We start from the raw sequence: 14,075 nt of genomic DNA, 5'->3' as shown, positions 1-14,075 counted from the left end.
TATTGAGATGGGAATCCCCGGTCGGCACTCCGACTTTTAGCGCACCCGTGGCGTGATGCGTTCATGCCTCTGTTGAGCCAGACCAAAGACGGAGAACGCAGAGGAAGGCACACCCAGGCCAAGCCAGCCCCTCAATGACACGCCGGCAGGGCGGCACGAAGCATCCGAGCCACCCCCTGCGCTCTCCTGCGCCAGGCTACGAACCCGCCGGTTCGAACACCACGACGTACTTCAATCCAAGTCGGAAGCATCGGCCTGCGCCGGCCACTTGTTCCGCCCGCTCCCGCCGGGCGCCGACCGCCAGCCCCAACGGTCGGCAGCGGAAGAGCAGACGCAGGGGATCCAGGATCGGGCCCGCAGACAGGGCCACAACCTCCCTTAATGATCGCCGGGCCACCCGACTGAGGATGCGGGTATGTCCCGCAGTCCTTTCCAGCTGGGATGGCGCGCAGGTGGCCGGTGAACTCGCGGTACTCGATATCGCCGACGTAGACGGCCCTGACCCACCGCATCGACGAGCCGGCATCGGCCGTGAGCGGCTGGGTGAATGGTGGGGTCGGTTGCTCGATCGCCTCGAGCTGCACGCGCAGAATGCGCCGGTCTTTGGCGCTGAACCCGGTACCCACATGCCCGATGTGGCACAGGTCGCCGGCAGGGTTGCGGGCGCCGAGAACCAGCGCCCGGAGCCCACCGCGTGGACCGGGATCCCAACCGCACACCACCACCGATGTTGTCCTCCGCAACGGCGATTTGATCCAAGACGAAGAGCGCCTACCAGTGTGGTAGGTCGAGGTAAGGCGTTTGGCGACAATGCCTTCTAGGCCGTGCTCGCGGGCGATGTCGAGCATCACCTGATCGTCAACATCAATCCAGTACGGTGGGGCTTGCACCGACGTGTCCGCCAACGCCAGCCCGTCGAGAAGGGCGCGGCGCTCGAGATAGGGCAGGGCAGTGTTGTCCTGGCCGTCTAGGGCGAGGATGTCGAAGGCGTAGAACGTCGCCGGGACCATCCGCAGGGCCTATCGGCTGGGTTTGGGAATCCGCAGCCGTCGCTGTAGTCGGCTGAACGAGGGCCGCCCGGCCGCATTGAGTACGACGATCTCGCCATCGAGAATCGCCTGCCGGCCGCCCAACGCCGGCGGGCACACCAGCAACGATCTCGGGGAAGTGGGAAGAAAAGTTGTTGCGGTGCCTACCTACTCCACACATACGTTCTCGCAGAACCGGTTTCGACCAGCGCGCGAGCCCCATCCCCACTTGAACTCGAACGCCCATCCCTCGCCAGATGGGGCTTCGCCCAGGGTGGCGAGCATCGGATCCGGAACAGGCGGCACCCGTTCAGGATGCCCACGCGGCATTCACGTCACACGTACTGCGGTCACGATGTCGCCGCCGGCGGGGAAGTGCGCAATGACAGGTGCTGGCGCGACACTCGCAAACACGCCGGGTGCCTTGCCTTCGAATCAGTGCTGGGCACGACGCCATAGGGGTGCAAATCAGTGGTTGATGACAGGATCCGGTCGTCGAACGCTCCTACGATGGTGACGGTGTGCCGAACCGGGTACACCGAGCCGAGCACAGGAGTTCATTTTCATGGGTGGAATTGCCGACAAGTTCGACAATGCGTACGAGGAAAAGCCGATCAGTGAGCTCGCTGACGCCCCCGTTGAGGCACTGCAGGGTGTGAGCCCGGGCGATGCCCAGCACCTCAAAGAGGCGTTCAACATCAAGACCGTGCGCGATCTGGGCACCAACAAGTACTTCCTCTGGGCCCAGGCAGTCGCCAAACTCGCCGACTAGCCAACCCCGACAGCGAAAGCCGCGACCCTCCACCAGGGTCGCGGCTTTCTGCGTGTCGGTATTTAAAGAGTTGCGGGCCTGGTCGGTCGAGGTCAGGTTCCGCAGGCAGTCGCTGTCGAGGTTGCCGCCGGGATGTTGCGTAACCGGATTGGCCCGGAAACCCCGCTGATTTCGCGTGAGCACTGTTTGCTGTTGAGGCTGCGCAATGACTAAGTGCTGGTTAGGTGACTTAGACAGGGGCCGTCGAGTGGGACGAGGGGCGTTTTGAGTGCAGACGACGCAACAGATCACCGCGTTGATCCGAGAGTTGCAGTCCCACTTTCCTTCCTCGCTAGATGCCCTTGAGGAAATGATCGGCGAGTTTGCGCAGACTATGCCTGGAGAGTGTGCCTGGTACTTTTGCCGTGTCCCGCAAGGGTTCGGTGACAATTCACCAGTTGCATAAGTGTAGGACAGGGAGAACGTTTCACCACTTATTGCACGTCTGGTGACCAGCGCTAGTCGCGGCCTATGCGACGGATACCGAGCAGCAAGATGGTGAGTATGACGGCACCTACAGTCGCTGCCCAGGCCCAGTTGTGTAGGTGTGGCCAGCCGGGGTCGGTGATGTTGGGTGGGTGTGGCTGGCGGGTGTGGACGACGTCGGTGGCGTACGGGGCGGAGAGAACCAGACCCAAGGTAAACGCGATTGTTGCCCCGGAGGCGACGACGAGTACGGAAAACCAGTGGGGCAGGCGTGTGGTGTGAGCCATGACGGGTGGGCAGGCCTTTGGTCGTGGAGCGAACGCGAATTGCCGAGGCTGCTTTCCAAGGGTGAGGAAAGCGAGACTTGTTTAGGAGCGCACTAGCCGGGCGATTGCATCGGAGGCTTCTTTGAGTTTGAGGTCGGCCTGCGCACCACCTGTCTTAGCGGCGTCGACGACGCAGTGTTTGAGGTGGTCGTCGAGCAGGCCGATGGCGACGCCTTCGAGCGCTTTGGTCAGCGCGGAGATCTGGGTGAGGATGTCGATGCAGTATTGCTCTTCATCGACCATGCGGTGCAGCCCTCGGGCTTGGCCCTCGATGCGTTTGAGGCGAGCGAGGTACTTCTTCTTGTCGTCAATGTATCCGTGGGGGGCAGGGTGATCCCCGTCGTGGGTGGGGGTTTTGGCAGCCATGTGAGTCCTTCGTTGTCGGGCGTGTGCATTGTAGGTGGCTACCGGCTGCCTGCGGTGGTCGCGCTGATCTCCGGTCGCAGGTCCAGTCGCCGCAACAGCTGGGCGTTGAGCGCCACGACCACCGTGGACGCCGACATCAAGATTGCGCCGACGGACATGGGCAAGACGAAACCGATACTGGCAAGTACCCCGGCAGCAAGGGGAACCGAAATCAGGTTGTAACCGGCGGCCCACCAGAGGTTCTGCTTCATTTTTCGGTAGCTCGCCCGCGACAGCTCGATGACCGATAGTACCGACCTGGGGTCGTCGCTGGCCAAGATGACGCCGGCTGAGCCGATTGCGACGTCGGTGCCGGCGCCGATGGCGATGCCGACGTCGGCTTGGGCGAGTGCGGGGGCGTCGTTGACGCCGTCACCGACCATGGCTGTCTTTCGTCCCTCGCTTTGGAGCGCTTTGACTTTGGAGGCCTTGTCTTCTGGGCGGACGCCGGCGAACACGCGGTCAATACCGAGTTCGGCGGCCACCGACTGGGCCACAGCGTGCGCGTCACCGGTGATCATGACCACTTGCACGCCGAGTTTGTGGAGCGCGGCGACGGCTTCACGCGATTCGCTGCGTATTTCATCGGCTAATTTCAGTGCTCCGATCGGGTTTCCGTCGGCCAACACATGAAGGATGATGGCACCGTCGGTTCGCCAGGTGTCGGCGATGTCGAGTTCAGCAAGGTGGTACTGCTCCAGCAGCCGTGGGCCACCGACTTGAATGCGGCGTCCGTCCACGAGTGCCGATACACCCACTGCCGGTGACGAACTGAACTCGCGGGCCCTGCTCAGAGATAGAGCACGCGTGCGGGCTGCGTGCACGATCGCTCTACCCAGCGGGTGTTCACTGTCGGCTTCGGCCGCGGCCGCGGCCGCAAGCACCTCATCTTCGGTGTGGCCTGCTGTGGTGTGCACGGCAGTCACGGTGGGTTCACCTTTGGTGAGGGTGCCGGTCTTGTCGAACAACACGGTGTCCACGGTGCGCATACTCTCCAGCGCGAGGCGGTCTTTGATCAACACACCACCGCGGGCAGCGCGCTCGGTCGCGATGGCCACCACCAGCGGGATCGCCAATCCCAGTGCGTGAGGGCAAGCGATGACCAGGACGGTGATGGTGCGCACGACCGCGTCATCCGGATAGCCAAGTACTGTCCAAACAATGGCGGTCAGTACCGCTGCACCCAGGGCGAACCAAAACAGCCAGGCAGCGGCGGTGTCGGCGAGCCGTTGGGCCCGAGACGACGAGTTCTGAGCTTCAGAGACCAACCGTTGGATACCGGCCAGTGCGGTGTCGTCACCGGTGGCGGTAACCTGCACGCGCACACCCGAGTCGGTAGCGACAGTGCCAGCAACGACCATGTCGTTGACGTTGCGGCGCACCGTTTTTGATTCACCGGTCACCATCGACTCATCCATCTCGGCAGTGCCCTCGACGATCTTTCCGTCTGCGGGCACACTTGCCCCTGGACGGACGATGACCACGTCGCCGACCTGTAGCTGTGCAGGTGAGACGGTGACTATGTTGTCGCCGTCGATACGCTCGGCCTCATCGGGCAACAGAGCGGCCAGCGAGTCCAGCGCGGAAGTGGTTTGGGCCAGCGACCGCATTTCGATCCAGTGCCCCAACAACATGATCACGATCAGCAGGGCCAGTTCCCACCAGAAATCGAGTTGGTGGTCGAGCAGTCCAATGCTTGCGCCCCACGACGCCACGAACGCCACCGTGATCGCCAGTCCGATGAGGAGCATCATGCCTGGAGTCCGTGATCGCACCTCGCTGGCTGCGCCGACCAGGAAGGGGCGGCCGCCCCAGGCGAACATCACCGTACCCAGAATCGGCGAGATCCACGACACTGCTCCAGAGTCGGGCACGTCGTAGCCCACCAGCATGGCGAACATGCTCGAAAAACCGACGACAGGGATGGCCAGCAGCAGCATGATCCAGAACAGGCGCCGGAACTGGCCCACATGGTCACCATGCCCGGCGTGGCCCTGATGGCCGCTGTGGTCATCAGTGTGGCCCTGATGGTCACCCGCGTTATGGCCAGGGTGCTCATGGTCGGTATGACCGTGCATCCCACGAGCTTCGGCGTCCTCGGCATGGCCGGGGCTCGATACGGGCGGGTGTGCCCCGGTCGATGCCGGTGTGGGCATCGACTGGCCCTGGTGGTGGTGATGAGAAGCGTTCATAACTACCATCCTATACCCCCCAGGGGTATTAGTCGAGGGTGAAGCTGTTGGTGGGTGGGTGGTCAGGCGTGCTGCAGCGACCGGGCCGGTGCGTCGGGCGTGAGCGAGGGGGTCGAGGTGGCCTGGGAGGTGAACGTGCGTAGTCGCAAGCTATTGCTGACCACGAACACACTGGAAAAGGCCATCGCGGCACCGGCAAGCATGGGGTTGAGCAACCCAAGAGCGGCCAGGGGTATTGCGGCAATGTTGTAGGCGAATGCCCAGAACAAGTTCATCTTGATGGTCCGTAGGGTTCTGCGGGCCAACCGGATGGCGTCTGCGGCCGAGCGCAGATCGCCACGTACCAAGGTGATGTCGGCGGCTTCGATGGCCACGTCTGTGCCGGTACCCATCGCTAGGCCCAGATCGGCCTGGGCAAGGGCGGCAGCGTCATTGACCCCATCGCCCACCATGGCCACTGTTTTGCCCTTTTTCTGCAGGTCGGCGATGACGGTGAGTTTGTCCTGGGGCAGGACCTCGGCGATGACCTCGGTGATACCGACCTGGGCGGCGACATGATCGGCGGCGGCGCGGTTGTCCCCGGTCAGCAGGATCGGGGTCAGGCCCAGGGCAGTGAACTGCGCGATCGCGGCGGCGCTGGTCGGCTTCACCGTGTCGGCGACCACCAGCACACCTTGCACGTGCCCATCCCAGGCGACGACCACCGCAGTTTGGCCGGTCTGCTCGGCGGCAGACTTGGCTGCGGACAGGGTGTCGTCGAGATGAAGGGACCAGTCGGCAAGCAAGCTCTCACGGCCCACCAGTACAGCGTGACCGTCGATGACACCGTGCACGCCTTTGCCGTCCACGCTGGTGAACGACTCCACCGACGGCAGCGGTCCGGCTTGGTCGGCCGCGGCGGCGATGGCCCGGGCGATCGGGTGTTCGGAGGCGTGCTCGAGCGCGCCGGCCAGACGCAAGACATCGTCGGAAGAGACATCGGGGGCGGTGACGATGTCGTGCAGGGTCATCGTTCCAGTGGTCACCGTGCCGGTTTTGTCCAGGACGATGGTGTCCACAGCGCGGATCGATTCGAGTACTTCGGGCCCTTTGATGAGGATTCCCAGTTGCGCGCCGCGGCCGGTGCCCACCAGCAATGCGGTCGGAGTGGCTAACCCCAGCGCACAGGGGCAGGCGATGATCAGCACCGCTACGGCGGCGGTGAAGGCGGCGCTGAGCGGGAACCCGGCACCGATCCAGCCTCCTAGAACGGCGACTGCGATAGCGATGACGATGGGGACGAAGATCCCGGAAATGCGATCAGCGAGTCGCTGGACTTGGGCTTTGCCTGATTGGGCGTCTTCGACGAGTTGGGCCATTCGCGCCAACTGGGTATCGGAGCCCACACGGGTGGCCCGCACGATGAGCCGGCCGCCGGCGTTGACGGTGGCACCGGTGACCGCATCACCTTCGCTGACTTCCACCGGCAGTGATTCACCGGTCAGCATGCTTGCATCGACCGCGGAGTTTCCTGTGATGATGACCCCGTCGGTGGCGATCTTTTCTCCGGGTCGCACCACAAAGCTGTCGCCCACCTGCAACTCGGCGATCGGGATTTGCGTTTCGGTGCCGTTGCGCAGCACGGCCACCTCTTTGGCGCCGAGTTCAAGCAAGGCCCGCAGTGCCGCGCCTGCTTGGCGTTTGGATTGCTTTTCGAAGTAGCGGCCGGCCAAGACGAACATGGTGACTCCCGCGGCTACTTCCAGGTAGATGTTGCCTGCGCCGTCGGACGGAGAAACGGTCAGCTCAAAACCGTGGGTCATCCCCGGTTGCCCGGCAGTACCCCAGAACAGCGCGTAAATCGACCAGGCCAAGGCTGCCAGGGTGCCGACCGACACCAGGGTGTCCATGGTGGCCGCTCCGTGGCGCAGGTTCGTCCATGCCGCTGTGTGAAACGGCCAAGCCCCCCATACGATTACCGGTGCGGCCAGGGTGAGTGAGGCCCATTGCCAATAGGTGAATTGCAACGCCGGAATCATCGCCAGTGCGATGACTGGAACGGTGAGGGCCACCGACACCCATAGACGCTGACGTAACGCGACGAGCTCGCGATCAGGGCGCGCCTGCTCGTCGTCGGCGCCACTGCCATCGGCGGGGCCGGAGGTAGGAAGTGCTGCGGTGTAGCCAGCGTCCTCGACGGCGGCAATCAGGGTGTGTGGATCCAGGTCCGGGGAGGCTGCGGTGACCTTCGCCTTTTCGGTCGCGTAGTTCACTGTCGCGGTCACCCCGGGCAGCTTGTTGAGTTTGCGTTCGATCCGGTTGGCGCATGACGCGCAGGTCATGCCGCCGATCTCGAGTTCGATCGCAGCCTCGGGCTGGGATGCAGGTGCGGTGACCATGGATGCTCCTCGGGAATGGTTAGCGTTGGCGTGTGGGCGCCGAACGGCGGTGGATTAATGGCCACCATGGGCATCGGTGGGCGCAGACGGGTTCGGGGCGGGTTGTCCTGCCGGTGGCGCCGTGGGTTGCGCCCCGGTGGTCTGCAGGACGAACTCGGCGGTGTGGACTTGGCCGTCCACCTGAAAATCGAAATACAGCAGATACCGGCCCGGGGTGGGTGCGCCCGTCGCGAACTGCACGTGCGGACCGGAAAGCTGGTCCGGGCCACTGGGGGACGCGCCTTCGGGGTGCACATGCAGGTAGGCCAGATCGCCCTCACGGAGGGCAACGAGGTGTCCGTAGGCGCCCAGGTAAGGCTGCAAGGTCGTCACAGGGTTGCCGTCTCGGCTGATGCGGGCCGTGACCATCGAGGTGCCGGCGGTACTGAGGCTTCCCTGGAGGCTGACCTGAAAGCCAGCCACGTCATCGGTCGCGCTTACTGGCCGCGGCAACGATGGTGCTACCTCGCCGGCCACGGTCACAGTGCTGGTCAGCGTGAGGGCGGTTCCGGTGGCCGCGGGCACGAAATCAGCGAAGACGCGATAGCTGCCGGCAGCGGGCCATTGCCACGGCAACGCCCACCGCCCACCGGCGTCCATCGTGGGGTGCACGTGCCGATAGTGGCTGCCATCTGTGGCGACGATGATCGCATGCAGCTGTTTGTCGTGGGACGTGGCAAACGAGGTGACGGAGCGACCGTCCGGGCCGGCGATGGTGAATGCCAGCTCGCCGCTCTCACCGACGCGGGTGGGGGCTGCTAGGCCGGTCAAGGCAAAGCCGTCAGCGGCGATCGACACCCCGCGTACCGGTGCGGCCTCGGGTGCAGGGGCAGTAGCGGCGTCCGTGGTGGGGGTATGGGCGGTGTGGTCGGCTGAAGTGGTCCAGTCGCTCGCGACCCGATCAGGCACCACAGCACCGGCCGCGATGAAGGCGGCGACAAAGACGGCCACCAGACCCGCACCGTACAGAGCTAACCGGGTCGCGGTGTTCACAATCGTTCTCCTCGCTCATGTAACGGGTGGGAAGGGCAGATACCCGGCGCCGCACCGACATTCGTCCGGCGCCGGGGGCCTGCCGTTGTCACTCGGCGACCTGGTACCCCGCCTCAGCCACCGCAGCCCTGACCGCCGACGGCTCGATGGTGTCGGTGCTGGTGATGGTCACTTTGCCGGTGCTCAGGTCAACATCGACCTCGCTCACACCCGCCAGGGCGCCGACCTCTTCCCGGACCGACGAAGCGCAATGTCCGCAGGTCATTCCGGTGACAGTGACAGTGGACGTACTCATGACAACCCCATTTCTTCTTCAGTGCCGCACGGGTCATGCCCTGCGCGGAGACCCTCAATCAAGGCCCACCCCATGTCTACCATACCCCCCTAGGGTATTCAAGTGAGGGGTTGGAGAACCCACAACTGGGTGGTCGACGCCGCATAGGCAAGGCCGTCGGGCGCGACGGTGAGTGCGTGCGGAGCACCGATCCACGAATGCTTGAGCCACGGCCGGTTTTCGAAGTGTTGCCAGGCGTACCCGTCGGCATCGATCGCCCACAGCGCGCTGCCGCTGCCTGCCAGAAGCGCGATGGTCGGCGCGGCGATGCGGGCAAACGAGCGCCCGCCGTCGGTGCTACGCCACACGATCCCGTCCTCGGTGGCTGCCCAGATACCGTCGGCGCTGATCGCCAGCGTTCGTGGCACCAACTGCGCTCCAGCACTCCAGGTGTGGCCGGCGTCAGTGGAGATCAGCAGGCGTGCACCCCCATCAGAGCCGATCAGGAGGCCCTCGTCGGCGGCAAGCACATGAAAGTCGACCTCGCCCACTAGCGAGCGATCCTGCCAGGTGCGTCCACCGTCGGTACTGGCCCGCAGCCCCAAGGGATTGGGGGCCGAACTGGACCGGCCGGGATGCCCCGAGGCAAAGACCACATCAGTGCCCGGTATCCCGCTCAGACCCATCAGGTCGTCATCGGAGGTGCCCACGGCGGTGGTGGCGCCGGCGGGGGTGATCGCAGCCAGCCCGGTGTGGGTTCCGGCCAGTAGCGTGCGATCGGCGGACAGCTGCAGCCCATGCAGATGCGTCAGCTCCGGAGACAGTGTGATCGCCTCGGTGACGTCGCCGACACCAGCTGAGGGATTCTGGCGGGGGGCAGGGGCGGCGGAGGTGCACCCAGCCGCTACCGCCACCACGCCCACCAGGAACACCACTGCTGCGGCCCTGCGTCGTTGGGCAGTGAATATCATTGCAGCGCACTTCCATCGAGCCACTGGTCCCACGGCACACTCCAGTCACCGTTCTGCCAGAGCTCCAGTGGGGGGCCTCCGGTATTGCGGACCTCGACGATGTCGCCTGGTACCGAGAAGTCGCAAAACCAGCGCGCATTGTCCGGGTTGAGATTGAGGCATCCGGCGGACATGTTGGTGTTGCCCTGCTGGGCGATGGTGTCAACAAGCTCGTGCAGGTAGATGCCGTCGTTGCTGATGCGGGTGGCGTAGTTGATCGACTGGCGATAGCCCAGGCGAGAGTTCACCGGGAGTCCGTAGGTGGAGGAATCCATGATGACCGGGTTGGCCTTGTCCAGGACGGTGTACGGGCCCGATTGAGTCCAGAAATGGATGGTGCGGCCATTGACCGTTTCGGTGCCGCCGCGACCCATCGAGGTAGGCATGGTGCGCACCAGCTCACCGTTGCTGAACACCGAGACTTGTTTGGTGGTGTCATCGGCGATCGAGACGTGCGCATCACCAATGGTGAACGAGGTCGATACGTCCTCTTGCCCAAATAGGTTCTCTCCCAACTGAACCCCGTAGATGTTCGCGCTTACGGTCACGGTGATCCCGGGGGCGTAGTACTCGCGAGGACGCCAGTGCACGTTTCGCTCGTCGACCCAGTTCCACGAACCGGTGACTGGGGGATCGGTCCGCACCTCGAGTGAACGTTCGGCGGCGGCCCGGTCGCCGATCGGCTCGTCGAACTGGGCGACCACCACCATCCCTACCCCGTAGGTGGCGCCGTCGGTGAGCAGGTTTCCGCCGGTGCTGACAAAGGTCGGTTTGGTCTGGTTACCCGGTGTGACCGTCGAGAACGAGATGGTGCGTTCGGTGCGTTGATCCTCTTGAACAGCAGTGGCGGTCAGCGTGTAAGTACGGCCATACCCCAAGGGAACAGCGGGTTTCCAATCTATTCGGTCCGGGGTGTAGAACCCGGCGATCTGGGCTCCGGTCTCGTTGGTCAGCACCACCGATTCCAAGGTGCCCATAGATGTTTGAACCTCAACCCGGTCGGTGGGCTTGACCGTGGTGGTGCCGTCGCCGGGGGTGATGGTCAGTTGCGGCGCGTCGACCGCCGAGGTTGCTGCCGGTGAGGATGAACTCAACGTCGACGGTGAGGGGGAGGAACTACAGGCGGCCAGTGTCGCCATGACGAGCACCAGCACCAGGAGCCCTCGGTGATGAGGGGTGCGCATGAAATCTCCGTAAGTCAAAGCTCAGCGGCCCCGCGCCCCCGGCGAGAGGGCCGGGGGAGGGAGCCGTTCCTGAGGTGAAGAAGGGTGAGGGGGCAACTGGTCGAGGGCGGAACCTACTGACCGCATCAGTAGGTTCCGGCCCGACGACAGCTGGTGAGGGGTTAGGACTGGGCTTGTAGCGACTTCATGGTGTCGATTTCGGCCTGCTGGGTTTGCACGATTGTGCGAGCCATCTCTTTGGCCTGCTCGTTAGAGCCGTCCGCGATTTCGGTGTTGGCCATCTCGATCGCACCGGTGTGGTGCTCGATCATCATTGTCAGCCACGCCTGATCGAACTCGGCGCCGTTTTTGGCTTTGAGCTCGGTCATATCTTGCTCAGACATCATGCCGCTCATGCCGTCGCTGCCGTGGTCCATGCTGCCCATATCGGCGCTCGGAGCAGGTTTACCCCACTGCTGCAGCCACTGCTGTAATTGCGCCATTTCCGGGCCTTGAGCGGCTTTGATCGCCGCGGCCAGCTCGATGACCTGAGGATTGGTGGTGCGTCCCTGTACCAGCTCGGCCATCTCGACAGCCTGGGCGTGGTGGGGGTACATCATCTGGGCGAACATCACATCGGCGTCGTTGAATTGGGCGGTGGCCCCCGTCGAAGTCGAGGGAGCGGTCGTGCTGGTAGATGCAGGCGCCGACATCGAGTCGCCACCCATCGAATCCATGTCGTGGCCACCGTCACCGCCACAGCCGGCCAACACCACGGCCGCAGCGACACCAGCACCGGATACAACAACTTTGAGTCGGGCAGAACGGGTCAAGAACATAATCGTCTCCTTGGAAAAGAAATGTGGATGTGTGGGGATCAGGGATCGCGACGCGCCGATAAGCACGTACAACGTCACAACGAAAGTGCCCAGGGCACTTCGTCTGTCAGATCCGCAACACCGACAACTTCTCCAACGAGGGTGTCGCCCACGGCGGTGCACGCGAGGTGTACCTGCCCGTCCACCGCATCTGGTGAGCCCCACCGACGGTGGGCAGATGCGCCACTAGCCGACGTGTCATCAGCAGGGCAGCCACCACACTGACCACCGCCATGCACATCGCCATCCCGGTGTGCGGCGTACAGCCGTCGCCGCAACCCATATCCATCACCACGCCCGCGCCGTGCATCCCAAGGGCGGTCAGATCGGCGAGGGCGGTGTGGTCATGGCTAGCCGGGTGCGTGACCGTAGCGGTGGAAACACCGGCCACACCGTGCCCGGCCGGAGGATGCACCATAGGCACCGAATGCATCAACAACACACCCACAAGTACAGCGAAAGCGGCGCACGCCATCGCCGCCGCGGTCAACCAGCGACCGCGGCCCGGCCGATGACGCAGGACAACATCAGTGCTGCCATGACCGCCTACAAACCCTGACATCGCCCACCCCCTTTGTGTCTGCGCTCGCTGTCGTTTTCTGGGTTTACCCCTGGGAGGTATTGACCCTCATCGTAGTGGACAGTCCCGCCGATGACAGAAACTTGTGTCTGCTGCCCAGTGCCTACGCGGGGTCGCTCGTCGCAGCCGCACTAAGTGCACCTCGCCAGAAACTTGCGTCGAACAGTGAGTGTGGACCAAATTTACGGGCACACAATCGATCTCACGCGCTGAGCCGACTCCTGTAATCACATGTTTGTGATTCAGATGAGGCTGCTGTTTCCTATGGTGCATCTGGGAAAGGAGTGCAATAGTGGGGTCTACGCCCGGTGGTGGACCCTGTCAAAACTCGTGCGGTCCGCCCCTTCCCGACACCTCCAAAAGGAGCGTTGCCGTGCGCTTTGAAGTATTTGTTCGTTCCCGCAGACCGCGAACACGCCGCCGTTGGACAGCGGCAACCTCCACAGGCTGTGTGGTCGCCGCAGCCGGGGCGTTAGTTCTTGTCCACCCACAGCAAGAACAGCAGCCGGCCTCAGCACCCGAGCTCTCTCTAATGAACGCCCATCAGCTCGTGTCCGACGAGGTCGCCGACGTGGCGTCGGGAGATCAATCCGTCGCCGACAGCACCCACATCCGACGAGAATTGCTGCAGCTGGCGGTAATGAACGCCCAGGCGATGGTCACCGACAACGGCGTTGCTGCCCTGGCGGGAGTGGGCCGCGAGGTGGGCACATGCGTTGCCCAGTGGTCACTCGCCACCCTCGGTGCCCCCAACGCAGATGCCCAGGCCCTCGCCCAATGCCTGAGCCCCCTAGCCAATCTCGATCCCAGCGAGACCACCGAAGCAATGAGAGCGCTGCACTTCGGTGACATCGTTGCCACTCTCACCGCCGCCGGGACTCCGCACAGCCCGACCATCGTCCACACTCTGGCATCCTCTTTCGCACCTGCACCTGCACCTGCGCCCGCATCACCCACACACACCGGGCAGCTCAGCGCCACCGCGCCTGCAACCCCTGGATTGCCGCCGCCGCCGCCATCGACAACCACCACACAGGCCATCGAATCGACGGCATCTATCGGATCCACGCCCCCCGTACCCAGCGCCGCACCGGCAACTCCGTCGGCGCCCGTCCCGTCGACCACGCCACCACTGCCTCCGGACACCTCCAGCCCGCCGGCACCAATCGAAACTCCAACTGAGATTTCGACCGTCGGCCGGCAGTACGTCGCGCCGACCTCGGGGACAATCACTTCCCCGTTCGGTGACGGCCGCAACCACCAAGGCATCGACATCGCCAACTCGACAGGAACACCCATCGTTGCCGTCGCCGACGGGGTGGTCATCAGCTCGGGCCCGGCACAGGGATTCGGGCTGTGGGTTCGCATCCAGCACAACGACGGGACCATCACTACCTACGGACACAACAACGAAAACACCGTCACGGTGGGACAATTCGTCACCGCCGGCCAGGAGATCGCCACCGTCGGTAACGGTGGGACTGTCTAAATAACGGTTGATCCGGTCATTGGTTCAACACGCCGAGCTGAGCTTGGCGGGAAGGATCGACGATGACCGAAACACTTGATTCT

13 protein-coding genes are annotated in these 14,075 nt (G+C 63.9%); 2 read left to right on the top strand and 11 right to left on the bottom strand.

Going from position 1 to position 14,075, the window contains the following annotated elements; genetic code table 11:
* Positions 1-131: 131 nt before the first annotated feature.
* Positions 132-1,010 (bottom strand): ATP dependent DNA ligase, encoded by an 879-nt coding sequence (locus WIMU1_RS23970; RefSeq protein ID WP_197038092.1) that lies wholly within the window; start codon positions 1,008-1,010, stop codon positions 132-134.
* 583 nt (positions 1,011-1,593) lie between these two features.
* On the opposite strand from WIMU1_RS23970, the gene WIMU1_RS23965 reads away from it, so the two are divergent.
* A complete protein-coding gene (locus tag WIMU1_RS23965; protein ID WP_030174506.1) occupies positions 1,594-1,800 on the top strand; it encodes a hypothetical protein in 207 nt (68 codons plus the stop codon).
* Between the two features lie 497 nt (positions 1,801-2,297).
* Here the strand turns inward: WIMU1_RS23965 and WIMU1_RS23960 are convergent, their stop codons facing one another.
* From WIMU1_RS23960 to WIMU1_RS23915, 10 genes are all read right to left on the bottom strand, one after another.
* Positions 2,298-2,552 carry a hypothetical protein gene (locus WIMU1_RS23960; protein ID WP_030174508.1) on the bottom strand — a complete coding sequence of 85 codons (255 nt, stop codon included), beginning with the start codon at positions 2,550-2,552 and terminating at the stop codon, positions 2,298-2,300.
* A gap of 81 nt (positions 2,553-2,633) precedes the next feature.
* Positions 2,634-2,957 carry a metal-sensitive transcriptional regulator gene (locus WIMU1_RS23955; RefSeq protein ID WP_030174510.1) on the bottom strand — a complete coding sequence of 108 codons (324 nt, stop codon included), beginning with the start codon at positions 2,955-2,957 and terminating at the stop codon, positions 2,634-2,636.
* 38 nt (positions 2,958-2,995) lie between these two features.
* Positions 2,996-5,074: a heavy metal translocating P-type ATPase gene (locus WIMU1_RS23950; RefSeq protein ID WP_030174512.1), complete on the bottom strand. Its 2,079-nt coding sequence runs from the start codon at positions 5,072-5,074 to the stop codon at positions 2,996-2,998.
* Between the two features lie 176 nt (positions 5,075-5,250).
* A complete protein-coding gene (locus WIMU1_RS23945; protein WP_030174515.1) occupies positions 5,251-7,566 on the bottom strand; it encodes a heavy metal translocating P-type ATPase in 2,316 nt (771 codons plus the stop codon).
* Positions 7,567-7,620: 54 nt separating this feature from the next.
* The gene (locus WIMU1_RS23940; protein ID WP_030174518.1) at positions 7,621-8,598 is read right to left on the bottom strand and encodes a DUF8832 domain-containing protein; all 978 of its coding nucleotides are present in this window, start codon (positions 8,596-8,598) and stop codon (positions 7,621-7,623) included.
* Between the two features lie 88 nt (positions 8,599-8,686).
* The gene (locus tag WIMU1_RS23935; protein ID WP_030174521.1) at positions 8,687-8,893 is read right to left on the bottom strand and encodes a heavy-metal-associated domain-containing protein; all 207 of its coding nucleotides are present in this window, start codon (positions 8,891-8,893) and stop codon (positions 8,687-8,689) included.
* Positions 8,894-8,991: 98 nt separating this feature from the next.
* Positions 8,992-9,843: a WD40/YVTN/BNR-like repeat-containing protein gene (locus tag WIMU1_RS23930; protein WP_051722013.1), complete on the bottom strand. Its 852-nt coding sequence runs from the start codon at positions 9,841-9,843 to the stop codon at positions 8,992-8,994.
* Complete coding sequence (locus WIMU1_RS23925) at positions 9,840-11,066, bottom strand: L,D-transpeptidase (RefSeq protein ID WP_030174527.1); 1,227 nt, start codon at positions 11,064-11,066, stop codon at positions 9,840-9,842. Before WIMU1_RS23925 ends, WIMU1_RS23930 begins: the two co-directional genes overlap by 4 nt.
* Positions 11,067-11,227: 161 nt before the next feature.
* Complete coding sequence (locus WIMU1_RS23920) at positions 11,228-11,884, bottom strand: DUF305 domain-containing protein (protein WP_030174530.1); 657 nt, start codon at positions 11,882-11,884, stop codon at positions 11,228-11,230.
* A 106-nt stretch (positions 11,885-11,990) separates the two neighbouring features.
* Positions 11,991-12,485: a DUF6153 family protein gene (locus WIMU1_RS23915; RefSeq protein WP_156045716.1), complete on the bottom strand. Its 495-nt coding sequence runs from the start codon at positions 12,483-12,485 to the stop codon at positions 11,991-11,993.
* Positions 12,486-13,035: 550 nt separating this feature from the next.
* On the opposite strand from WIMU1_RS23915, the gene WIMU1_RS23910 reads away from it, so the two are divergent.
* Positions 13,036-13,992 (top strand): M23 family metallopeptidase, encoded by a 957-nt coding sequence (locus tag WIMU1_RS23910; RefSeq protein ID WP_062800870.1) that lies wholly within the window; start codon positions 13,036-13,038, stop codon positions 13,990-13,992.
* The last annotated feature ends 83 nt before the right edge of the window (positions 13,993-14,075 follow it).

Source organism: Williamsia muralis NBRC 105860 (assembly GCF_001598915.1).
GTDB lineage: Bacteria > Actinomycetota > Actinomycetes > Mycobacteriales > Mycobacteriaceae > Williamsia > Williamsia muralis.
Note: the sequence above shows the minus strand (reverse complement) of the source record. Positions and strands in the feature narration are given on the sequence as shown.